Source organism: Marinobacter sp. L-80 (genome assembly GCF_056859395.1).
In genome coordinates this window covers 227594-249701 of record NZ_JBSXOI010000061.1, presented here as the reverse complement: position 1 = coordinate 249701, position 22108 = coordinate 227594, and the positions used below count along the sequence as shown (strand labels likewise).

At 58.2% G+C, this 22108-nt stretch carries 19 protein-coding genes; 6 read left to right on the top strand and 13 right to left on the bottom strand.

Features of this window, described 5'->3' with window-relative positions:
• The 4 genes from AC13E3_RS09805 to AC13E3_RS09790 are packed head-to-tail and all read right to left on the bottom strand — an operon-like array spanning nt 1 to nt 4063.
• Entirely contained in the window at nt 1-1986 is a 1986-nt protein-coding gene (locus AC13E3_RS09805) for a hypothetical protein (RefSeq protein WP_092031431.1), read from the bottom strand.
• A 20-nt stretch (nt 1987-2006) separates the two neighbouring features.
• Nucleotides 2007-2624 (bottom strand): TPM domain-containing protein, encoded by a 618-nt coding sequence (locus AC13E3_RS09800; protein WP_092031434.1) that lies wholly within the window; start codon nt 2622-2624, stop codon nt 2007-2009.
• A gap of 60 nt (nt 2625-2684) precedes the next feature.
• A complete protein-coding gene (locus AC13E3_RS09795) occupies nt 2685-3446 on the bottom strand; it encodes a TPM domain-containing protein (RefSeq protein ID WP_092031436.1) in 762 nt (253 codons plus the stop codon).
• The gene (locus tag AC13E3_RS09790) at nt 3446-4063 is read right to left on the bottom strand and encodes a LemA family protein (RefSeq protein WP_092031439.1); all 618 of its coding nucleotides are present in this window, start codon (nt 4061-4063) and stop codon (nt 3446-3448) included. Before AC13E3_RS09790 ends, AC13E3_RS09795 begins: the two co-directional genes overlap by 1 nt.
• Nucleotides 4064-4672: 609 nt before the next feature.
• On the opposite strand from AC13E3_RS09790, the gene AC13E3_RS09785 reads away from it, so the two are divergent.
• Both AC13E3_RS09785 and AC13E3_RS09780 read left to right on the top strand, forming a co-directional pair.
• A complete protein-coding gene (locus tag AC13E3_RS09785; RefSeq protein ID WP_092031440.1) occupies nt 4673-5608 on the top strand; it encodes an alpha/beta fold hydrolase in 936 nt (311 codons plus the stop codon).
• A 101-nt stretch (nt 5609-5709) separates the two neighbouring features.
• Nucleotides 5710-6960, top strand: a complete 1251-nt coding sequence (locus AC13E3_RS09780) for a hypothetical protein (protein WP_092031443.1) — start codon at nt 5710-5712, stop codon at nt 6958-6960.
• 196 nt (nt 6961-7156) lie between these two features.
• On the opposite strand, the gene AC13E3_RS09775 is transcribed toward AC13E3_RS09780, so the two are convergent.
• From AC13E3_RS09775 to AC13E3_RS09740, 8 genes are all read right to left on the bottom strand, one after another.
• A complete protein-coding gene (locus AC13E3_RS09775) occupies nt 7157-8845 on the bottom strand; it encodes an AMP-binding protein (protein WP_092031446.1) in 1689 nt (562 codons plus the stop codon).
• 52 nt (nt 8846-8897) lie between these two features.
• A complete protein-coding gene (locus AC13E3_RS09770) occupies nt 8898-9473 on the bottom strand; it encodes a peroxidase-related enzyme (protein ID WP_092031449.1) in 576 nt (191 codons plus the stop codon).
• A 147-nt stretch (nt 9474-9620) separates the two neighbouring features.
• A complete protein-coding gene (locus tag AC13E3_RS09765) occupies nt 9621-10529 on the bottom strand; it encodes a hydroxymethylglutaryl-CoA lyase (protein WP_092031451.1) in 909 nt (302 codons plus the stop codon).
• Nucleotides 10529-12538, bottom strand: a complete 2010-nt coding sequence (locus AC13E3_RS09760) for an acetyl/propionyl/methylcrotonyl-CoA carboxylase subunit alpha (protein ID WP_092031454.1) — start codon at nt 12536-12538, stop codon at nt 10529-10531. The genes AC13E3_RS09765 and AC13E3_RS09760 overlap by 1 nt, the downstream gene beginning before the upstream one ends.
• A 2-nt stretch (nt 12539-12540) precedes the next feature.
• The gene (locus AC13E3_RS09755) at nt 12541-13347 is read right to left on the bottom strand and encodes an enoyl-CoA hydratase-related protein (RefSeq protein ID WP_092031456.1); all 807 of its coding nucleotides are present in this window, start codon (nt 13345-13347) and stop codon (nt 12541-12543) included.
• Between the two features lie 14 nt (nt 13348-13361).
• Nucleotides 13362-14969, bottom strand: coding sequence for a carboxyl transferase domain-containing protein (locus AC13E3_RS09750; RefSeq protein WP_008170608.1), 1608 nt, complete (start codon nt 14967-14969; stop codon nt 13362-13364).
• A gap of 207 nt (nt 14970-15176) precedes the next feature.
• The gene (locus AC13E3_RS09745; protein WP_092031458.1) at nt 15177-16346 is read right to left on the bottom strand and encodes an isovaleryl-CoA dehydrogenase; all 1170 of its coding nucleotides are present in this window, start codon (nt 16344-16346) and stop codon (nt 15177-15179) included.
• Nucleotides 16347-16375: 29 nt separating this feature from the next.
• On the bottom strand, nt 16376-16819 hold the full coding sequence (locus tag AC13E3_RS09740) for a MerR family transcriptional regulator (protein WP_092031461.1): 444 nt from the start codon (nt 16817-16819) through the stop codon (nt 16376-16378).
• Nucleotides 16820-16923: 104 nt separating this feature from the next.
• Between AC13E3_RS09740 and AC13E3_RS09735 the strand changes: the two genes are divergently transcribed.
• The 3 genes from AC13E3_RS09735 (at nt 16924) to AC13E3_RS09725 (ending at nt 20201) form a co-directional block, all read left to right on the top strand.
• On the top strand, nt 16924-17685 hold the full coding sequence (locus tag AC13E3_RS09735; RefSeq protein ID WP_092031464.1) for an SDR family NAD(P)-dependent oxidoreductase: 762 nt from the start codon (nt 16924-16926) through the stop codon (nt 17683-17685).
• A 24-nt stretch (nt 17686-17709) separates the two neighbouring features.
• Complete coding sequence (locus AC13E3_RS09730) at nt 17710-18861, top strand: acyl-CoA dehydrogenase family protein (RefSeq protein WP_482901955.1); 1152 nt, start codon at nt 17710-17712, stop codon at nt 18859-18861.
• Nucleotides 18862-19019: 158 nt separating this feature from the next.
• Nucleotides 19020-20201, top strand: coding sequence for a thiolase family protein (locus AC13E3_RS09725; RefSeq protein WP_053114752.1), 1182 nt, complete (start codon nt 19020-19022; stop codon nt 20199-20201).
• Between the two features lie 83 nt (nt 20202-20284).
• On the opposite strand, the gene AC13E3_RS09720 is transcribed toward AC13E3_RS09725, so the two are convergent.
• Nucleotides 20285-20554, bottom strand: coding sequence for a hypothetical protein (locus tag AC13E3_RS09720; RefSeq protein WP_139216032.1), 270 nt, complete (start codon nt 20552-20554; stop codon nt 20285-20287).
• 68 nt (nt 20555-20622) lie between these two features.
• Here AC13E3_RS09720 and AC13E3_RS09715 point away from each other — a divergent pair, with 68 nt between their 5' ends.
• On the top strand, nt 20623-21960 hold the full coding sequence (locus AC13E3_RS09715; protein ID WP_482901954.1) for a sodium-dependent transporter: 1338 nt from the start codon (nt 20623-20625) through the stop codon (nt 21958-21960).
• The last annotated feature ends 148 nt before the right edge of the window (nt 21961-22108 follow it).

The window sequence follows — 22108 nt, the reverse complement described above, 5'->3', positions numbered from 1 at the left end:
TTACTCCGCTGATCCCTCGGTGGGCGCCGCCCAGCTGGTGTAGCCCAGGTCCATCACCCGGGCGACCTCCTCATCGGGTATCGCCGAGAGATCGCCCAGCTCCAGCGTGTCGTAGTGGAAGGCGTACAGTCTGGAAGTGAATTCCGCCACAGGCAGGGAGGCTTCGCCGCGAACTTCGCCATTGCCGTAGGTTGAGCAGGTAATACCCTGGCCCCAATCCTGGCCGCTGTCGTTATTCGGGTTGAAAAAATACACCCGCATCTCGTTTTTCGGGCTCAGGGCGACCCGCAGTATGTTGATGGCGTGGCGGCCCACGAAACGTGCGGCGCTGTCCGTCACGGCAATACCCGCAGGTTGGGCGTGAATCACCGGCATGTTGCCGTTGTAGAAGGGGTGGTAGCTGGCATAGAAATACCGGATAAAGTCTTTATAGTCCTGTATCTCACCGGTTTGCACATCGGCCACCACGCGGAAGCCGTGGCTTACCCACCAGCCGTAGAACTCCGGGTTGATCCAGCGGTGGGCATCGTCATCGCGGTTTTCACAGCGGCGCCACATTTCGCCGTAGATGCGATCCAGATGAGGAATGAGAACCAGCGATACCGGGTCCACGTCCACCGGTGTGCCTTTCACCAGCCCGGGTTCCAGATTCCTGGAGGACACTTCCTGGCCTTCGAACCGGCTCAGCACCTCATTGTCCCTGGCAGCCCAGGTCAATACCTGAAGCAGGTAGTCGGCCTCGTTCGACGCCCACATGGAAAGACCGATGGCAGATTGGCAGGTGGGGTTGTTGCCCTGGCCAACACCCAGCGGCTGACCCAGCAGATTGATAACCCCGGCAAGCAGGAACACCCTCGGCGGGCGTGCATCGCCGAATGCTTCTACGAGGGTCTGTTCGGTTTCCGCAGAGGGGCGAAGATTGATTTGCCGCCACAGGGCCTGGGCAACGGAGGGGGTAAACAATGACCCGCGCTCCAGCATCATGGTAAGGCCGTAAACGGCCTGGCAGGTTTCCGGGTAGATGGCTTCGTCAATCAGGGCATGAACGAGCTCGGTGTAACAGTAGAGATCGTCCAGGCCGGTCATGGTCAGGCCCAGTGTGTTGGGTATCAGGTCGTCCTGACCAGTGCTGCGCAGGAACCGGAGCATCACCGCGTGATAGGGAGAAGCCAGGCCGGTATCGAACATACTCCGGGCAAAGTAGGTGGCCTCTGAGGAGAGTGCCACGTCGTCCATGTCTTTCAGGCGTTGTTCATAGACGGCAAGCCCCGGATCCTCGGAGCTGGCGGGTGTGGGAGCAAACAGGGCCTTTACCAGCCGGGTGGCGTCGGAATTGCGTCTGGTTCTGATGGTCGGGTCGTACAGGCACTTGGCGATCTGCCCGATCATCTCGCAGATGCTGTCCACCTGAACCGGCCCCTGATCCAGCAAACGCCACACTTCGGCCACCAGGCTGTCCAGCAGGCTTTCGTACCCCAGGTGGGAGATCAGATACCGGTAGAGTTCCTGAACAATCATCCCGAGCTGTTTCGGGCGTTCCCGGTCGGCTTCGGTGAGTTGACCAGAGAGCAGGTCCAGATTCAGGGCCATCACCTGGGTGAGGAAGTGTCGTGCCTGCTCGGCGGAAATGCCGGGATGGAAATAATCGCCACGGGAGACGGCCAGCATGCGCAGCTCGCTGATGGCCTCCACGATGGTGGTGACCGCACCGGCCTCCCGCAGGGAGTGCTTGGCCAGTGCCGGCTGCAGGATGGCCGGTTGAGCCCAGTCGCTGGTGCCGAAAATACCCGCGGATTCCAGCGAGCGGACCCGCCGGTACAGGGCATCGAAGCCCCCGGGCAGGGTCATCAGCATACGCGCGCGCTCCAGAAGCGCCAGGCTGGACGCTTTTGGATCAGAACGTCGGGCGCGGGCGAACTCGGCCAGCGCCATATCCAATTGCATCAATGCCGGCTTGAGCGCAGGATCCGGGTCTTGTCGCTCCATAGCGTAGGCTCCCTTTTCCGTCAGGGCAGAATCACGAGATGATTGGGCAGTTCATTGCGCTCGTGGGTGGCGGGCACGTGTTCTTTCAGCAGTTTGCCGCAGGCGGCAATGCAGTCAAGAAACCCTTGCCGTGTCTGCCCCTGATGCACTTTTGCGGTGAAGTCTGTGACGATACTTTCCCATACCGAGTTGTCCAGCACATCGGCAATGCCCTGATCCACCAGAATCTCTACATAACGTTCCGCTTCCGAGACGAAGATCAGCATGCCGGTGCTGCCTTCCGTGTGGTGCAGGTTCTGCTCAAGAAATTGCCGCCGCGCGAGATTGGACGCCCGCCAGTAGCGCACTTGCCGGGGAATCAGGCGGGTGTTTATACCCGGCATCCGGAACAGCAGACTGAGCAGCGCGAACGTGCCCCACTGAACCAGCATCAGCATGTCGGCGCCGAACCAGCTGCCGAAATAATTACAAATGCCTGGCACAAGTAATGCGAGAATGCCGGCCCAGACCAGTGGAATGTAATTGTAGTTATCCGCTTGTGCCGTCAGCACGGTGACCAGTTCGGCATCGGTTTCCCGTTCCACCTCATTGATGGCGGCGGTGACAGCTTCCTGATCGCTTTTGTCTAGTAGTGTCATGATTCGATAATTCTCATTGTCAGGTTAGGGGGTTCAGCTCGCTGGGAGTCCCGTGTAGAGCTACCAGCCACCGGAGGCCCCGCCGCCGCCGAAGCCGCCGCCACCTCCGCCAAAACCGCCACCACCAAAGCCTCCGCCGCCACGGCCGCCCATGGCACCACCCAGCAACGCCGCGCCCAACAGGGCTGCGCCACCGCGGCCACCACGGCCACCGCGACTGCCGATAAAAAACACCACTGCCATCATGATGATGAAGAACAGCGCGACCATGCCAGCTTTGGGTTTTTCCTGCAGTGCAACCGGTTGCTGACTCTGGGGAGCTGCCATGGGCTCGCCGCCGAGCACCTGAATCATGGCCGCGGCACCGTTAACAATACCGGACTGAAAATCCCCCTGACGGAAGGCAGGTGTAATAATGCGATTGATTATGACTGAGGAGTCAGCATCAGTGAGCCGGCCTTCAAGGCCATAGCCCACTTCGATGCGGATTTTGCGTTCTTCCTCCGCCACGATCAGTAGGGCGCCATTATCCTCGCCCTCCTGGCCGATGCCCCAGTGCCTGCCCAGCTGGTAGCCGTAATCCTCAATGGGATAACCCTGCAGGTTCGGCACGGTAACCACCACAACCTGTTCAGTGCTGGCCTGCTCGTGGGCCTGGAGCATCTGGCTCAGGCGCGCTTCCACCTGAGGAGGCAGCATTTCTGCGCGGTCTACCACCCGGCCGGTCAGCTCGGGAAACTCCGGCGTGGACTGGGCCCAGACGGTGGCCGGCAGCAGCACCAGCAATGTCAGCAACAGGTTTTTGTTCAACTGGAAAACCATCAGAATTCCACCGCGGGCGCTTCATCCGCGTTTTCTGTGGTGGCTTCGAAGTTGGCGCGGGGCTCCAGATCGCTGTACAGGATGCTGTACCAGATCTTGCCCGGGAAGGTGCGCAATTCGGTGTTGTAGCGCTCCACCGCCTGGATGAAATCCCGTCGCGCGACGGCAATGCGATTCTCCGTACCTTCAAGCTGGGATTGCAGGGCCAGGAAGTTCTGATTCGATTTCAGGTCCGGGTAGCGTTCAGACACCGCCATCAGTCGGCTCAGGGCGCTGCTCAGCTCACCCTGGGCCTGCTGGAACTGTTGCAGCCTCTGAGGATTGTTGAGGATGCTTTCGTCTACCTGGATCGACGTGGCCTTGGAGCGCGCCTCAATTACTGCGGTCAGGGTTTCCTGTTCCTGGGCCGCGAAGCCCTTGACGGTTTCCACCAGGTTGGGAATCAGATCCGCGCGGCGTTGGTACTGGTTTTCCACCTGGGACCAGGCGGCGGTGACTTTCTCATCGTAAGTGGGGATGTTATTGATGCCACAGCCACTGAGAAACAAAACAAGCGTGATCAGCGATGTCAACTGCCAGACGGTCCGCTGTTGAAACGGTTTGTGAAGGGTTGCCATAGTGCTCTGTCCCGATGGTGGTTGCGTGAATTAAGGGAAGATGCCGGGCCCGCGGGCGGAGGCATCAAACTACCCTCTTATTGGGGACAGGGCCAGTGTTTTCAAGGTGATCAGCGTTTTGTGCACCTGCTGTATGGCGATTTCGTACAGCAGCCCGGGCAAAACGGCAGGGCCGGCCAATCGCTGAGGTTTGGCTGGTGGGCTCGTTGCGGTCTACGCTGACACGAATGAATAGCGTTAAAGGGCATGGATGTTTTTCGGAGGTGGCATGAAGTTTCCCTCAAGCACGGTGTTTGCACTCTTGGGAGCGGCACTGATCGCGATCAGTTACGGGCTCGCCCGTTTCGCGTGTCACGCCCTCGAACGCAGCGCCCCCGCCTCCTCCGCGCTACATTGAGCGTGAGCCCGAGGAGGAAGTCGAGGATGAACCGGACTCCAGGCGGCGTACGATTACCAGCTTCAGAACGAGGATGGTGAGCCGTACAAGCTGGTCGCGAATGACGCTGAAAACCGGTAGCCTGGCAATGGCGGGAATTACTTCGTTTTCTTTACAGGCTTGCGTATCAAACGTTATTCACTGGGTATGCCATTATCAGGTCGGGCGACTTCATGATCATTATGCTTAAACGCACGCTTTACATCGTCCTTACGGTAATCCTGCTCATTTTTTCAGGAGTCGGATTGCAGAGTTATTTGGATGGCGTTCTTGAGCCTCCCTATGACCAGGACACGATGAGGCTTAACTATGAACGAATTGGAAGTGGCCCCGATAAGATCGTTCTTTTGCACGGATTGACGGGGTCCTTGAATTATTGGAAAAAGGGGCTGGGCGAGGTACCTGATTCCCAGTCGCTGTTGCTCATCGACCTGCTGGGTTTCGGTGACTCACCCAAGCCTAATGACGCCTACACGCTCGAGCAGCATTTAGGGGCAATTGAAAAAGTACTGCGAATTGAGGGCTTTGATTCCGGTGGATCCTTTGTCATGGGGCACTCGATGGGTGCAATCCTGGCAATCGGACTCGTTGCAAGGCACCCGGACTGGTTTGACGGGCTTGCCGCCATCGGCCTTCCCAATTATGCCGACGCAGACGAAATCAGAAACGGATTTGCGAAACAATCATTGTGGGACCGGGTTTCGGTGGATTCGAGATTCGAATTCGTTTGCTTCTTCCATCCTCTTTACCTGACAGAATGGTTTCGGCCGAAAAACCTCCCACAGGATATTTTCGAAGATGCCCGAAAACACACATGGGTAAGTTATTACAATTCCCTTGACGAAATTCTTGTCAAAACAGATCTATGGCGGTTGGGTTTGGCAGTTGGGGAAAAAAGGACACTGCTCATTCACGGCGAAAACGACATGTCTGCGCCGATAGAAAACGTAGCTGCATTGCTGCCTGCTTTCAGTAATGCACGATTTGAGCGGCTCGCGGGAGCAGGTCATCAGGTTTATCTGGCGGAGCCCGAAAGAATCTGGGGCTTGATTGAGGAGTTCAGGGGCAACGGCATTGCGACCTCGCTGGTGAGCGCTGACTCTCCTTAAGCTTCTCTTGACCTTCAAGACTGGCAGCATGGGGCACAGCCCCGCCCGGAAACGGGTTTTCTGCTGCCTGTTGATGTGTAATAAATAATACGGAACATATAATGAATATAGAATTACAGGGTTTGCTTGAAAAATATAAGTGCGATAAAGAGTCAGTATTCAATACCTGGTTTATCAATAACGATGAACGTTTGAAAGCCTTTCGCTCTATTCGTCGTGGGGTTCAGAAAGTAATACTGGATATTAAGACGAAAGAATTCGGTAACGATTACAAAGGCTCGTCCCTGGAGTTTGTCTTAAATTGTATTACCGAGCAAAAGCAGGTATTTATTGGGGCGTCACATGCATTCTACTGGAAACCAAAGCTTCGCATTCCAGATATTTATGAGAATGAAGAAAATAAGGTAATATTCGGCCAGTTTCTTGAAAACTGCTATAATGCTACAAGGGAAGATCAGATATTAAGGGAAATAATTCGACTTGATCAAAGAAAAATAAAAGGGCTCGGGCCTGCAGTGGTTAATATTCTGTATTTCCTCCATCCTGAGATTATTCCTCCATTCAATACTGCAATTGTTAATGGGTTTAACCACTTGTTCAAGGAAAATATCAAGCTTGGTTCGTGGCAGGAATACCTTCGTATGCGGGAGATAATTATAGGAAAAAACAGCCAGTACAGAGGCATGCTTTCCAGAGATCTCGGGGCATTTTCTGGCTTGCTGTTTGACATTGGCGTAAAAAAGCTTTTGGTTGGAGATGAGGGCGCTCTTTCTGATGATGAGAAGGTAAAAATAGAAAGGCTGCTTAAAAAACGACACAAAGAAGTTACAAATGAAAAAGAAGAGGAAGATCTGCATACAGAAATGCAATACCATCTCCTGAAAATTGGCCACTCGTTAGGGTATGATGTAATCAGCGCTTCAAATGATCGGTCAAGATGTCATGATGGCATTAGTTTTTCATTTATAAGTCTGCCAGGATTTCCTGATATAGGTGTTGATAAAGATACAAACAACACCATTGCGCTAATTGACGTGATTTGGTTTGAGAAAGGCACAAATAAAATTGTTTGCGCTTTTGAGGTTGAGAAAAGCACTTCAATATATTCCGGGATACTTCGGCTTACCGACTTGTACTTCTCATTTCCAGAAGATCCCTCCTCCCTGTTTCTTATCATTCCTGACAACAGAGAAAAGGAATTGGAGTTGCAGCTAAGTCGGCCAGCGATCAAGGGCAATAATATCGAAATTCATTATATTTTATTCTCTGACTTGCGTAAGCACTGTGATGCGATATGTACGTTTGGCGATAGCAAAGAAACTCTGAAGAAAATAGCTAAGGTGGCCAGTTGAGTCGGCGTATATCAAGGCCATGCTCCGGCTCAAAAGAAAGCAAGAAATGCTGCGAAGGCCGAGCGGCAAAGAAAATACGAATGGATTTTTATTAACGGCAGGAACCGCTGAAAGCTCTGGGTATCGGCGGTACGCCAGGAAGAACAAACCCCGACAAAGCCGGGGTCTGAGGTTTTCGCAAAGCAGCGAGGAGAAGTTACTTGTTCAACCCCATCTCCTCAATTGAGATCTCCCGCATCTTGAACTTCTGGATCTTCCCGGTGACAGTCATCGGGAATTCGTCCACGAACTTGTAGTTCTTCGGGATCTTGAAGTGAGCGATCTTGCCCTTGCAGAAGGCCTGCAGGTCCTCGGCCGTTACCGGCGCCGCGTCGGGAGCCAGCTTCACCCAGGCAATCAGCTCTTCGCCGTATTTGTCATCGGGAATGCCGGTTACCTGTACTTCTTCGATGGCCGGGTGGGTGTAGAGGAACTCTTCGATTTCTTTCGGGTAGATGTTCTCACCACCGCGGATGACCATGTCCTTGATGCGGCCAACGATCTGGATGTAGCCCTCTTCGTCCATGGTGGCCAGGTCACCGGTGTGCATCCAGCCAGCATCGTCGATGGCTTCGCGGGTTTTCTCTTCGTTGTTCCAATACTTCAGCATCACGCTGTAGCCACGGGTGCAAAGTTCACCGATCTCCCCGCGCGGAACCACGTTGCCGGTGCCTGGATCGACAATCTTGGTTTCCAGGTGCGGCTGGGTGCGGCCCACGGTGGTCACCTGCTTCTCGAACGGGTCCAGTGAGCTGGTCTGGGTGGAAACCGGGCTGGTTTCGGTCATGCCGTAGGCAATCTGAACCTCTTTCATGTTCATCTTGCCGTTAACCTTCTTCATCACCTCGGCCGGGCAAATGGAGCCAGCCATGATGCCGGTGCGCAGGGTGGAGAGGTCGTAGGTCTCGAACTCCGGCTCGGCCAGTTCGGCGATGAACATAGTAGGCACGCCGTACAGGGCGGTGGCCTTCTCCTGGTGCACGGCCTGCAAGACGGACTTGGGCTCGAAACCTTCGCCGGGGTAGATCATGGTGGATCCGTGGGTGATGCAGCCCAGGTTGCCCATGACCATGCCGAAGCAGTGGTACAGGGGCACCGGAATCACCAGGCGGTCTTTTTCTGTCAGGAGCTGGCTCTCGCCCACAAAGTACCCGTTGTTGAGGATGTTGTGGTGGGTGAGGGTGGTGCCTTTCGGGTTACCGGTGGTGCCGGAGGTGAACTGGATGTTGATGGGATCATCGAACTGCAGTTCGCCCTGGCGCTTTACCAGATCGTCCTGGGATACGTCGCTTGAGAAGCCGAGGAACTCGTTCCAGGTCCACATGCCGTCGTGCTTGTCTTCATGCACATTGATCACCGCCCGCAATTCCGGAACGTGGTCCGCCTTGAGCTTGCCTGGGGCGCTGCGCTTCAGCTCCGGGGCCAGCTCGTAGATCATTTCCCGATAGTTGGAGGCTTTGAAGCTGTCCGCGGTTACCAGGGTGGTGATGCCGGCCAGGTTCAGGGCGTACTGCAGTTCGTGAACGCCGTAGGCCGGGTTGATGTTCACCAGGATGGCGCCGACCTTGGCGGTGGCGAACTGGGTGACCGTCCACTCGTAGCGGTTCGGGGACCAGATGCCCACGCGGTCACCGCGTTTGACGCCGATGGCCATAAAGGCCCGGGCGGCTTCGTCAACTTTTTCAACAAACTCTTTGTAGGTCCAGCGAATATCCTGGTGCAGGCACACCAGGGCTTCGTTGTCCGGGTATTTTGCGGCGGTGCGGTCTAGCATTTCGCCGATGGTCATGCCCAGCAGGGGCTTTTCCGCGGTTCCGCTTGTATAACTTGGTAGAGTCTTGCTCATATCTCTGCCTCCATTGTTTTTGTATTCGAGGGCGAGCAGGGTGGTTTACCTGCTAGCGACTCTGACTGTGATATTCGGGGTTGGGTTGCATATCGCTGGCAATCGCCACGCGGTTGGACATGTTGTAGAAACCGATCAGGTTGCTGAGATCCCAGATGCCGCGGTCGCTCAGACCGGCATCCCGCAGGGCCTGGATGTGGTCTTCGGTAACGGTGGCCGGCGAGCGGGTAAGGTGGGATGCAAAATCCAGCATGGCCCGCTGGCGCTTGTCCAGCTTGGCGCTGCGGAAGTTCATCACCATGTGCTCACCCAGCTGGGAGTCGCCGCTCAGGACCCGCACGGCGGCGCCGTGAGCAACCAGGCAATAGAAGCATTTGTTCTCGGAGGAGACCACCACGGCGACCATTTCCCGCTCCAGTTTGGAGAGTTCCCCTTCACCGAGCATGAGTTCGTTGTAGAGGCGGGTGAAGCCTTCCAGCTGTTTAAGGTTCTGGCTGTAGGCGGTGAGTACGTTCGGAATCATGCCCAGCTTTTCCTGGCAGATCTGGAAGTACTTCCGGGTGTCTTCCGGCATGTCGCTGATCTCCGGGATCGGGAGATCCAGGGCGACTACGTTTTTATTACTCATTCTTGCTGACTCCTAGCCTTCAGGATTTGGTGCAGTGGCGAGCGGGTACGACTTCCCGGGACACGCTGTGAATACCTCCCTGTACGCTTGCCTGCAGCATCCATGCTGCAGACAGTCCCGGGAAGTCGTACCCGCTCACCACGTTAATCATTGGCAGTTACCGCCTAGCGCCTGTCCTACTTTGGAGCCATTTGCACGGTTCAGTTGGCCGCAGATCCAGTCGCCGGTTGCCACTAATTTTTCGAGATCAACACCTGTTTCTATACCCAGGCCGTTAAGCAGGTATAGCACGTCTTCGGTGGCGACGTTGCCGGAAGCGCCCTTGGCATAGGGGCAGCCGCCGAGGCCGGCGACGGAGGCGTCGATAACCGCAATGCCTTCTTCCAACACCGCGTAGAGGTTGGCCAGGGCCTGGCCGTAGGTGTCGTGGAAGTGGGCGGCCAGCTTTTCCAGGGGAACATGGGCGGCGACGGCTTCAAGCATGCGCTTGGCTTTGATGGGTGTGCCCACGCCGATGGTGTCGCCCAGGGAGATTTCGTGGCAGCCCATGTTGTAGAGGGCTTTGGCCACGGCAGCGACCTGCTCGGGAGCAATGTCGCCTTCGTAAGGGCAGCCCATCACGGTGGAAACATAGCCGCGCACGGGGATGCCGTGCTTGCGGGCTTCTTCCACTACCGGTGCAAAGCGTTCAAGGCTTTCGGCGATGGTGCAGTTGATGTTCTTTTTGGTGAAGGATTCGGACGCGGCGCCGAAGACGGCCACTTCGCCGACCTTCGCTGCCAGTGCCCCCTCAAACCCTTTCAGGTTCGGGGTGAGGGCGGAGTAGCGAACGCCAGCCTTGCGATTGATGCCGGCCATCACCTCGGCGGCGTCGCCCATTTGTGGCACCCATTTCGGGGACACGAAGCTGGCGGCCTCGATGTGGCTCAGGCCGCTGTCTGCCAGGCGGTCGATCAGTCCGGTCTTGATGGCGGTGGCGATCACCGGGCCGGGCTCGTTCTGGAGTCCGTCCCGGGGGCTCATCTCAACCAGGCGAACCTGTTTGGGAAAGGCCATCAGCCTGCCTCCTCTTGTTTCGCTTCAGGGTCATTCATCTCAATGGCAATTAGCTCAGCACCTTCGGAAACCTGGTCGCCTTCGGCGAAGAAGATCTCGGTGACCACGCCGTCGGCCGGGGCCTTGATGGCGTGCTCCATCTTCATGGCTTCCATGATCACCAGGCTCTGGCCGGCGGTGACCTTGTCGCCGACTTTGGCCTGCACGGCGACGATGGCACCGTTCATGGGCGCGGCCAGGCTGCCTTCGCCGGCCATTTCCTCGAAGCCGTAGCTTTCCTTGTACACGGTGCAGTTGAAGGTGTCGCCTTCGTAGAACAGCACCAACTGGTCGTTGTGCAGGTTGCCGTGGATGCTGATGCGGTGGCCGTTGATGACCGCCTGCAGATAATCGTCGTCCAGGCGGGCGGTGAGGTTATAGACGCTGTCGCCCACATACACCTGATAACGGTCATCACGCTCCAGTACCTTCAGGTCGTGAATCTCGTCACCGACCTGCAGTTGCAGCGGCTGGGCGTATTCTGAGTTCATGCGCCAGCTGTTCTGGCGGCCGAACGGTGACCAGGGGTCGGTGCTGACCACTTCCCGGGATTTTCGCTGCTCCAGAACAAAACCGGCGGCCAGTACCAGGGCTTTGTGGGTATCCAGTTTGGACTTCGGGAACAGCAGTTCCCGGTGATCCTCGATGAACCCGGTGGTCAAGTCTGCTTCCCGGAACGGCTGGGCGTCGGCCAGGGCGTGCAGGAACCGGATGTTGGTTTTCACGCCGGCAATGCGGTAATGCTCCAGGGCCTGGACCATGCGGTTGATGGCCTGGTCGCGGGTTTCGTCCCACACGATCAGCTTGGCGATCATGGGGTCGTAGTGGATGCTGATGTCGTCGCCTTCGGTCACACCGGTATCTACGCGCACGTGGGCGCTTTCATCCGGGGTGCTCAGGTAACGCAGGTTGCCGGTGGCCGGCAGGAAGTCCTGGTCCGGGTCCTCGGCGTAGATCCGCGCTTCCAGGGCGTGGCCCCGGGTTTTCACCTGGGACTGTTCCAGCGGCAGGGCATCACCCCAGGCCACTTTCAGCTGCCACTCCACCAGATCCTGGCCGGTAACCATCTCGGTCACCGGGTGCTCTACCTGCAGGCGGGTGTTCATCTCCATGAAGAAGAAGGAACCGTCGACGTCGTAAAGGAATTCAACGGTGCCGGCACCTACATAGTTGATGGCCTGGGCGGCGCGCACGGCGGCCTCACCCATGGCCTTGCGGGTGTCTTCGCTCAGGCCGGGGGCCGGGGCTTCTTCCAGGACTTTCTGGTGGCGGCGCTGCACGGAGCAGTCACGCTCTGCCAGGTAAACGCCCTTGCCATCCTTGTCGCAGAAGACCTGAATCTCCACGTGCCGTGGCTGGGTCAGGTAACGTTCGATCAGCATGTCGGGGTTGCCGAAGGCGTTCTGGGCTTCGCGCTTGGCAGCAGCCAGAGCATCGTCAAACTCGCCCATGTTGTTCACGACGCGCATGCCTTTGCCACCGCCGCCGGCGACAGCCTTGAGCAGCAAGGGGAAGCCGCATTTCTCGGCTTCGGCCCGCAGGGTTTCAACCGACTGGTCGTCGCCGTGGTAACCGGGCACCAGCGGCACGCCAGCCTTTTCCATGATGGCCTTGGCCGCAGACTTGGAGCCCATGGCGGCAATGGCCGAGGAAGGCGGGCCAATGAAGACAATGTTGTTGGCTTCACAGGCTTCGGCGAATGCGGTGTTTTCAGAGAGGAAACCGTAGCCCGGGTGAACGGCCTGAGCGCCACTCTTCTTGGCAATCTCAATGATCTTTTCAGCCCGCAGGTAGCTCTCGGAGCTGGGCGCGGGGCCGATGTGGAAGGCTTCGTCGGCCATGGCCACGTGCCGTGCATTGGCGTCGGCCTCAGAATAGACGGCGACGACGCGAATGCCCATGCGGTGGGCGGTTTGTATGATCCGGCAGGCGATTTCGCCCCGGTTGGCGATCAGTATCTTGCTGAACATTGTTATTCTTCCTCCGGAACCCAGTTGGCCTTGCGCTTGTTCAGGAAGGCGCTGAGCCCTTCCTGCCCTTCTTCACCCACCCGGATATCCGCGATGCGGTGTGCCGTGTCGTCAATCACGTCGTCGTTGATGGGCTTGTGGCTGACGGCGAATACCAGGTCCTTGGCGGCTTTCATGGCCTCGGGCCCGTTCATGGCCAGTTGCTGGAGCATGTCGTTGCAGCGGGCTTCCATGGCGTCGACATCGTCACAGACGATGTGTACAAGGCCGTATTCCTGGGCCTGCTTTGCCGTGAACACTTCGGCGGAGATGAAATACCGCCGGGCCTGGCGCTCGCCGATGGCGCGCACCACGTAGGGGCTGATCACCGCCGGAATCAGGCCGAGCTTCACTTCGCTGAGGCAGAAGCTGGATTTTTCGGTGGCAATGACGATGTCGCAGCAGGCGGCAAGGCCCACCGCGCCGCCGAAGGCAGCGCCCTGTACCAGTCCGATCACCGGCTTGGCCAGATGGTTGAGTACGTTCATCAGCCGCGCCAGTTCCCGGGAATCGTCCAGGTTTTCCTGGCGGCTGTTCTCGGCCATGCGGCGCATCCAGCCAAGGTCGGCCCCGGCGGAGAAGTGCTTGCCTTCGGAGCGCAGGATAACGATCTTCACGCTGTTGTCGGCATTCACCTCGGTGAGGGTGCTGATCAGCTGCTGGATGATCACGTCGTCAAAGGCGTTGCGTTTGTCAGGGCGGTTTAGAACCACCTCGGCAATGCCTTCGTCGCGACGTTTGAGCAGAACTGCGGATTCGTTGTCTGTCATGTCAGTCTCCCCGATTACATCCGGAACACGCCAAAGCGTGTCGGCTTGGCGGGTCGGTTAAGGGTGGCAGACAGGCTCAGGGCAACCACTTCCCGGGTCTGGGCCGGGTCGATAACGCCGTCGTCCCAGAGGCGGGCACTGGCGTAGTACGGGTGGCCCTGGTGTTCGTAAGTGTCGATGATCGGCTTCTTGAATTCCGCCTCTTCCTCGGCGCTCCATTCCTGGCCCTTGCGCTCCATGCCTTCACGGCGAACGGTGGCCATAACGCCGGCGGCCTGTTCGCCGCCCATCACCGAGATGCGGGCGTTCGGCCACATCCACAGGAAATCGGGGCTGTAGGCGCGGCCGCACATGCCGTAGTTACCCGCGCCAAAGGAGCCGCCGATCAGTACGGTGATCTTGGGTACGTTGGCACAGGCCACGGCCATAACCATCTTGGCGCCGTGCTTGGCGATGCCTTCGGATTCGTACTTCTGGCCAACCATGAACCCGGTGATATTCTGCAGGAACAGCAACGGGATGTTGCGCTGGCAGCACAATTCAACGAAGTGGGCGCCTTTCTGGGCGGCTTCGCTGAACAGGATGCCGTTGTTGGCGATGATGCCCACCGGGTAGCCGTGGATATGGGCAAAGCCGGTGACCAGGGTCTGGCCGTAATAGCGTTTGAATTCGTCAAACTCGGAACCGTCGACGGTGCGGGCGATGACGTCACGCACGTCGAACTGCTTGCGCAGGTCGGTGCCAACGATGCCGTAGATCTCCTCGGCGTCGTACAGCGGTGCCTTGGGTTTGCGGATTTCCACATCCGTTGGCTTGCGACGGTTCAGGTTGGAGACGCTGCGCCGGGCGATTTCCAGGGCGTGTGCGTCGTTCTCGGCGTAGTGGTCGGCAACACCGGAGATTTTACAGTGCACGTCGGCGCCACCGAGGTCTTCGGCGGTCACTACTTCACCGGTGGCGGCTTTCACCAGCGGCGGGCCAGCCAGGAAGATGGTGCCCTGGTTACGGACGATGATGGATTCGTCGGCCATGGCGGGCACGTAGGCGCCACCGGCGGTGCACAGGCCCATGACGACGGCGATCTGCGGGATGTCGTCGGCGGACATGCGGGCCTGGTTGTAAAAGATGCGGCCGAAGTGGTCGCGATCCGGGAAGACTTCGTCCTGGCGGGGCAGGTTGGCGCCGCCGGAGTCGACCAGGTAGATGCACGGCAGGCGGTTCTGCAGGGCGATTTCCTGGGCTCGCAGGTGTTTCTTGACGGTCAGCGGGTAGTAGCTGCCGCCTTTTACGGTGGCGTCGTTTGCAATGATCATGCATTCGGTGCCGGAGACGCGGCCCACGCCGGCGATCACGCCTGCTGCGGGGACTTCTTCATCGTAGACGTTGTAGGCGGCGAACTGGCCGATTTCCAGGAACGGGGAGCCGTCGTCCAGGAGGCGGTTGATGCGCTCTCTGGGGAGCAGCTTGCCACGGGCGATGTGGCGCTCCTGGTAGGAGGGGCCGCCGCCTTGCTGGATGGTTGAAACTTTGTCGCGCAGGTCGGCTACGGCCTGGGCCATGGATTCCTGGTTGGCCTGGAACTCTTCGGACCTGGGGTTAATCTTGCTTTGCAGTATTGTCATTTTTTCGGGCCTCGAGGTTCGGGGCGGCGGGACTGGCAGGGCATCTTTCCGGGAACCGCTACGAGCACATCCATGTGCGCTTGACGTCGGCCATCCATGGCCGCCGACATTCCCGGAAAGACACCCTGCCAGTCCCTCGTTGTACTTTGGGTGCAAGCCGTCCCCGGCTTTTCCGGCTACGGACGGCTTCTGGCTTCAAGCTGCGCTTTATTTGTTCAGGTACAGCTCACGACCGATCAGCATCCGACGGATCTCGGATGTTCCGGCACCGATCTCATACAGCTTGGCGTCCCGCAGCAGGCGGCCTGTCGGGTATTCGTTGATGTAACCGTTACCGCCGAGCAGCTGGATGGCGTCCAGGGCGATTTTTGTGGCCATTTCGGCGGAGTAGAGGATCGCGCCGGCGGCGTCTTTACGGGTGGTTTCCGCGCCGCGGTCGGCGGACATGGCAACCATGTAGACGTAGGACTTGGCGGTGTTCATCCAGGTGTACATGTCGGCGACTTTGCCCTGGACCAGTTCGAATTCACCGATGGCCTGGCCGAACTGCTTGCGCTCGCGGATGTAAGGTACGACCACGTCCATTGCGGCTTGCATGATGCCCAACGGGCCGCCGGAGAGAACCAGGCGCTCGTAGTCGAGGCCGCTCATGAGGACTTTGGCGCCGTTGCCAACACCACCCAGGACGTTTTCCTTGGGTACTTTGCAGTCTTCGAACACCAGCTCACAGGTGTTGGAGCCGCGCATGCCGAGTTTGTCGAGTTTCTGGTGGCGGCTGAAGCCCGGGGCGTCGCGTTCTACGATGAAGGCGGTCACGCCTTTGGAGCCGGCCTGTGTGTCGGTTTTGGCGTAGATGACGTAGGTGTTCGCATCCGGGCCGTTGGTGATCCACATTTTGTTGCCGTTGAGGACGTAGTGGTCACCGGCGTCTTTGGCGCTGAGTTTCATGGAGATGACGTCGGAGCCGGCGTTGGGTTCGGACATGGCCAGGGCGCCAACGTGCTCGCCGCTGACGAGTTTCGGCAGGTATTTCTGTTTCTGTTCTTCGGTGCCGTTGCGGTGAATCTGGTTCACACACAGGTTGGAGTGGGCACCGTAGGAAAGGCCAACGGAGGCGGAAGCACGGCTGATTTCTTCCATGGCGATGACGTGCGCCAGGTAGCCCATGTCGGAGCCGCCGTATTCTTCGCTCACGGTGATACCCAGCAGGCCCATGTCGCCCATTTTCCGCCACAGGTCCATGGGGAACTCGTTGTTGCGGTCGATTTCCTCGGCGCGGGGTGCGATTTCGGAAGCAGCAAAGCCGTTGACCTGCTCGCGGAGCATGTCGAGGGTTTCGCCGAGGCCGAAGTTGAGCTCTGAGTACTGTGATTTCATCGTTGGCTACCTTTGATTTCTGTCATTCATTAGTTTTCAGCGGTCTGCCTGGCTTCTTCTTTTGCCGGGGCCTGCTGTTTCTTTTTTTTCTGCAGCTCGGCCAGGGCTTCTCGGCACCGGGCTTCGGCTGTATCCATTTCCATCTCTGCCTGGGCAATGTCGTTTTTCTGCTGCTCCAGCTGAGCCCGTTTGTTTTCCAGGATGGTCAGCATCTTCAGCAGCTGTTTTTCATTGCCACTGAGGGTTTCGTCCCACAGGTCGAACAGTTCTTTGGTTTCCGCCAGGGAGAATCCCATTCGCTTGCCGCGGAGAATAAGCTTCAGACGCACTCGATCCTTTGAACTGAAGATCCGTGTCTGCCCGCGCCGTGTGGGCCTGAGCAGCTCCTGGTCTTCGTAGAAACGAATGCTCCGGGTTGTCACGTCGAACTCTTTTGCGAGCTCACTGATGCTGTATGTCTTTTTAATGTCCATTGGGATTTCCTTTTTAGACTTAGGTTAGATAAAGTTTACGTAAACGTAAAGTAGTTTTAGGGTCCGATTTTTAACAAACAGAATCCTGAAAAGGGGAGTGAACGATGGAATTCAAAAATGTGGCAGCCATTGTAACAGGCGGTGCTTCAGGACTGGGCGAGGGTGCGGCTCGCGCACTGGCCGCCGCCGGCTGCAAGGTCGCGGTTCTTGACCTTCAGCAGGAACAGGGTGAAAAGGTGGCCGCGGATATCGGCGGCATTTTCCTGAAATGCGATGTCAGTTCCCCGGACAGCGCCGAAGCGGCCATTAATGCCGCCCGGGATGCCCATGGCCCCTGTGGTATTGCCGTGAACTGCGCCGGTATTGCCACGGCCTCGAAGATTCTGGGCCGCGAGGGCGTGATGCCCCTGGAGAACTTCAGCAAGGTTGTCCAGGTCAATCTGATTGGTACCTTTAACATTCTGCGCCTGGCGGCAGCGGATATGGCCCAGCGTGAGCCCAACGCTGACGGTGAACGGGGTGTGATCATCAATACCGCCTCGGTGGCCGCCTACGAGGGCCAGATTGGCCAGGCCGCCTACAGTGCCTCCAAGGGCGGTGTGGTATCGCTAACCCTGCAGTCGGCCCGTGAGCTGGCTCGCGAAGGTATCCGTGTAAATACGATTGCACCAGGCCTGTTCATGACGCCCATGATGGCCGGTATGCCCGATGAAGTTCAGGAAAGCCTGGCAGCCACGCTGCCGTTCCCGAAGCGTCTCGGCAAGCCGGAGGAATTCGGCATGATGGTGGACCAGATGGTGCGCAACCCGATTCTCAACGGCGAAGTGATTCGTCTGGACTGCGCGCTCCGCATGGCGCCCAAGTGAAGCATTCAATTGCAGGAGACATACATGACCGTGTCTGTTGATAAAGAAGAACTGGGGATGTTCCGGGATTCCGTGATCAAGGTCCTGGAAAAAGAAGTGACGCCGCACTACGAAGCCTGGGAAAAATCCGGGCTGGTTCCCCGCGAGCTCTGGAACACCCTGGGCAATGCCGGGATGCTCTGCGTGGATGTACCCGAAGAGTGGGGTGGCATCGGTGCGCCTTTCCAGTTCTCCGTGGTGGTGGGTGAAGAACTCGCCCGCATGGGATTCGGCGCGCTATCCACCAACGTGATGGTCCATTCGGACATTGTCGCTCCCTATCTGAGCCACATGGGCAATGAAGAGCAGCGGCAGCAGTGGCTTCCCAAGCTGGTCTCCGGCGAAGCCGTTGGTGCCATTGCCATGACCGAGCCCGGCGCAGGCAGTGACCTGCAGGCGATTCGCACCAGCGCGGTGAAAGATGGCGATGAGTACATCCTGAACGGCTCCAAGACCTTCATCACCAACGGTCAGCACGCTGATATGGTCATCGTCGCCGCGAAAACCGATCCGAAGGCCGGCGCCCGGGGCATCAGTCTGTTCCTGGTGGATACCTCACTGCCTGGCTTCAGCAAAGGCCGCAACCTGGACAAGATCGGCCAGCATTCCGGGGATACCTCCGAGCTGTTCTTCTCCGACATGCGCATCCCGGCTTCCGCGCTTCTCGGCGAAGAAGGACAGGGTTTTGTGTACCTGATGAAGGAGCTGCCCCGGGAGCGGCTGGTGATTGGTGCCCTTGGTGTTGCCGCCGCCCGTGGCTCCCTCGACCTGACCATCGCCTATGCCCGGGAGCGGGAACTGTTCGGCCAGAAGCTGGCCCAACTGCAAAACACCCGGTTTGAAATCGCCCGCATGGAAACCGACTACCGGGTGAACAAGGCATTCGTGGACCAGTGTATTGATCAGTACGATCTGGGCGAGCTGGATGCCCCAACTGCCTCCATGGCCAAGTACAGCGCCACCGAGATGCAGTGCCGCGTGGCCGATGGTTGCCTGCAGCTGTTTGGCGGTTACGGTTACACCACCGAATACCCGATTTCCCGGGCCTTTATCGACGCGCGGGTGCAGCGCATTTACGGCGGCACTTCGGAAGTCATGAAAGAAATTATTGCCCGGTCGGTACTGGGCAAGGCCTGAGGAAGGCAACTCGAATGCTCGGGGTCCGAGCAGGGGCAGCCTTTCCGGGACTGTCTGCAGCATGGATGCTGCAGTCAAGCGTACAGGGACGTATTCACAGCGTGTCCCGGAAAGGCTGCCCCTGATCGGGCCCTCCACCCAATCAGGAGGACAACAAAATGGACAGCAATGATGTGGTAATCGCAGGTTCAGCAAGAACCCCCATGGGTGGCATGATGGGCTCCCTCAGCTCCGTGCGCTCGCCGGATCTGGGCGCTATCTCCATCAAGACCGCCATTGAACGCTCCGGCCTCCAGCCGGCGGATGTCCAGGAAGTCATCATGGGCTGCGTGCTGCCCGCCGGCCTGGGCCAGGCCCCGGCGCGCCAGGCCTCACGCGCTTCCGGCATTCCCGACAGCTCCGGCTGCACCACCATCAACAAGATGTGCGGCTCCGGCATGCAGGCCGTGATCATGGCCCATGACCAGATCAAGGCCGGTACCAACAACATCATGATCGCCGGCGGCATGGAAAACATGAGCCAGGCGCCGTACCTGCTGCCCAAGGCCCGCGCCGGTATGCGCATGGGCCACGGTCAGGTAATGGACAGCATGTTCCTGGATGGTCTGGAAGATGCCTACGAAGGCGGCCTGATGGGTGTCTTCGCCCAGCGTACCGCGGATAAATACGACATCAGCCGTCAGGCCATGGACGAATTTGCCATCGGCTCCCTGCAGAAATCCCTGGCGGCCATCGAAAACGGCTGGTTCCGTGACGAGATTGTTCCGGTCACCGTATCTGGTCGTGGTGGCGACACCGAAGTCGACACTGACGAGCAACCGGGCAACGCCAAACCGGAGAAAATCCCGCACCTCAAGCCGGCCTTCGCCAAAGACGGTTCTGTGACTGCGGCCAACTCCAGCTCCATCAGCGACGGTGCCTCCGCCCTGGTACTGGCTTCTGCCGCCGAAGCCGACGCCCGTGGCCTGACACCCCAGGCCCGCATCGTGGCCCACGCCACTCACGCACGCCTGCCCGCTGAGTTCACCCTGGCGCCCATCGGTTCCATCGAGAAGGTGCTGAAGAAAGCCGGCTGGAGCGTGGACGACGTGGATCTCTTCGAGATCAACGAAGCCTTCGCCGTTGTCACCCTGGCGGCCATCAACGAACTGAAACTCCCGGCTGACAAGGTGAACGTCCACGGTGGCGCCTGTGCCCTGGGGCATCCGATCGGTTCTTCCGGTTCGCGGATTATCGTTACCCTGATCAATGCCCTGAAGCAGCGTGGCCTGAAGCGTGGTGTGGCTTCGCTGTGTATTGGTGGTGGTGAGGGGACTGCCGTTGCCATCGAGTTGATTTGATCGGTTCTTGTTGTAGCCTGCCCGGCTAGGGGCGGGCTGCGGGGTGGCCGGTGAATTTTTCTTGGAAAAAGAACTCGCTTCGCTCAGACACCTTTTTCCGGCGAAAAATTCACCGGCCACCCCGCGCCGAGATACTCTTGAGATATCGCGATTTTCAAAATCTTGCTTTCACTTTTTTGAAGAAGTGCATTCCTTAGTCCGAAGGACGGTGGTGGGGGTACCTTTTCTGGCGGGAAAAAATGTCTGAGCGAAGCGAGTTGTTTTTCCCAGAAGAAAAGGTACCCCCATCGCCGGCCACTCCCCCAAGGCTGAAGTCCTAAAACTCCCAGAGACCCCAAGTTGACATCAGTCATGCGGCCAACCCCATGATTTGCTAGCCTTCAATGCATTGAAATTCCCCGGCATTGGAGAAAGAACCCCCGTGCGAAAGCGCCACGAGTTTATTGAGGAATCCCGCAAACAGTGGAGTTCCGAGCCTGCGTTTGTTGCTTCGATGGCCGCAGCGGCTGTTGGGCTCGGGAATCTGTGGCGGTTTCCGTATATGGTGGGGGAGAACGGTGGCGGGGCTTTTGTGGTGGCTTATCTGCTGGCGCTGATTGTGGTGGTTTTGCCCATCATGATTCTGGAAGTGTCGGCGGGGCGTCTTTCCAAGGGCAGTACAGTTCAGACCTACCGGCAGGTGAACCGCTTCGGGGCGGTGTACGGCTGGTTTGTGGTGCTGATCACCGTTGCCATCACCAGCTATTACCTCGTGATTACCGGCTGGACCCTCGGTTATGCAGTGGATGCGGCAACAAACAACCTCCAGGTTTTCGATGACTTTACCGCCGGGTATAACTCGCTCTGGTATTTCTTCGCGGTGACCGTGCTGGGGGCAGTCATCCTGGCCAAGGATGTGACGGCCATTGAGCTGATGTCGAAGATCCTGATGCCGGTGTTGATCATTGTGATGATCGGTCTGGTGATTTTCGCCAGCCGCACACCCGGTTGGGAGCAGACCAAGGATTTCTTTTTCCAGGTGGACTGGAGCCGGCTGGCGGACGGCAAGCTTTGGGCGTTTGCGTTCGGGCAGGCGTTCTACACGCTGGCGATTGGTCAGGGCTACCTGGTGACCTATGGCAGTTTTATCCCCCGGCAGACCCACGTGCCCCGGGCCTGTCTGATTGTTGCAGGTACCGAGACCAGTGTGGCGCTGCTGGCGGGCTGGATGATCTTTCCGTTTGTGTTCAGTCTTGGCATGGAGCCCGCGGAGGGCAGTCAGCTGGCGTTTGTGACCATGCCCCGGGTGTTCGAGGACATGGTTGGCGGCTACTGGGTGGGTACGCTGTTTTTCAGCCTGTTTTTCATGGCCGCGTTCAGTTCCAGCCTGGCCGGTCTGAAGGTGATGATTGCGGCGGTAGCGGAGGAGTTCCGGCTTAGCAATGGCAAGGCCGTCAGTCTTGTTACCCTGGTGATGCTGGTGCTGGGCACGGCATCGGCACTGAGTTTCACCCCGCTGGAGTGGAACATTGCCGGGGAGCCGGTGCTGGATGTGATCGACCGGGTGGCCGGCGGTAATGTGATCATCTTCTCCGGGGTGTTGGGGGCCGCCATGTTCTGCTGGTTTATTCCGCCCGAAAAGATCCGGACGGTACTGGGCACCCAGAGCCGCTGGTGGGAGTGGCGTATGTACCTGGTTGGTCGCTACCTGCCGCTGGTGATGCTGATCTGGATTGTGGTGACCTATGCCCTGAACCAGGTGGGCATTACTCCGGCCTGACCTGGAATTGCCTGCCTTACAAAACCTGATAATTTGGAGGTGCCCGCCTTTGTAGCCTGTTGGTTGAGGGGCGGGCCTGCGGGGTGGCAGGTGGAGTTTTTCTTTTCCCCGAAGAAAAAATACCGCCACCCGCGTACCTGCCCGCCAA

Bases quoted from the DNA above. Each gene is read 5' to 3' on its own strand.
- AC13E3_RS09775 (WP_092031446.1), bottom strand. From the start codon at position 8,845: ATGAGCAAGACTCTACCAAGTTATACAAGCGGAACCGCGGAAAAGCCC.
- AC13E3_RS09790 (WP_092031439.1), bottom strand. From the start codon at position 4,063: ATGGCAACCCTTCACAAACCGTTTCAACAGCGGACCGTCTGGCAGTTG.
- AC13E3_RS09770 (WP_092031449.1), bottom strand. From the start codon at position 9,473: ATGAGTAATAAAAACGTAGTCGCCCTGGATCTCCCGATCCCGGAGATC.
- AC13E3_RS09735 (WP_092031464.1), top strand. From the start codon at position 16,924: ATGGAATTCAAAAATGTGGCAGCCATTGTAACAGGCGGTGCTTCAGGA.
- AC13E3_RS09720 (WP_139216032.1), bottom strand. From the start codon at position 20,554: ATGACTGATGTCAACTTGGGGTCTCTGGGAGTTTTAGGACTTCAGCCT.
- AC13E3_RS09730 (WP_482901955.1), top strand. From the start codon at position 17,710: ATGACCGTGTCTGTTGATAAAGAAGAACTGGGGATGTTCCGGGATTCC.
- AC13E3_RS09755 (WP_092031456.1), bottom strand. From the start codon at position 13,347: ATGACAGACAACGAATCCGCAGTTCTGCTCAAACGTCGCGACGAAGGC.
- AC13E3_RS09785 (WP_092031440.1), top strand. From the start codon at position 4,673: ATGATCATTATGCTTAAACGCACGCTTTACATCGTCCTTACGGTAATC.
- AC13E3_RS09800 (WP_092031434.1), bottom strand. From the start codon at position 2,624: ATGACACTACTAGACAAAAGCGATCAGGAAGCTGTCACCGCCGCCATC.
- AC13E3_RS09780 (WP_092031443.1), top strand. From the start codon at position 5,710: ATGAATATAGAATTACAGGGTTTGCTTGAAAAATATAAGTGCGATAAA.
- AC13E3_RS09795 (WP_092031436.1), bottom strand. From the start codon at position 3,446: ATGGTTTTCCAGTTGAACAAAAACCTGTTGCTGACATTGCTGGTGCTG.
- AC13E3_RS09745 (WP_092031458.1), bottom strand. From the start codon at position 16,346: ATGAAATCACAGTACTCAGAGCTCAACTTCGGCCTCGGCGAAACCCTC.
- AC13E3_RS09765 (WP_092031451.1), bottom strand. From the start codon at position 10,529: ATGGCCTTTCCCAAACAGGTTCGCCTGGTTGAGATGAGCCCCCGGGAC.
- AC13E3_RS09760 (WP_092031454.1), bottom strand. From the start codon at position 12,538: ATGTTCAGCAAGATACTGATCGCCAACCGGGGCGAAATCGCCTGCCGG.
- AC13E3_RS09740 (WP_092031461.1), bottom strand. From the start codon at position 16,819: ATGGACATTAAAAAGACATACAGCATCAGTGAGCTCGCAAAAGAGTTC.
- AC13E3_RS09805 (WP_092031431.1), bottom strand. From the start codon at position 1,986: ATGGAGCGACAAGACCCGGATCCTGCGCTCAAGCCGGCATTGATGCAA.
- AC13E3_RS09750 (WP_008170608.1), bottom strand. From the start codon at position 14,969: ATGACAATACTGCAAAGCAAGATTAACCCCAGGTCCGAAGAGTTCCAG.
- AC13E3_RS09725 (WP_053114752.1), top strand. From the start codon at position 19,020: ATGGACAGCAATGATGTGGTAATCGCAGGTTCAGCAAGAACCCCCATG.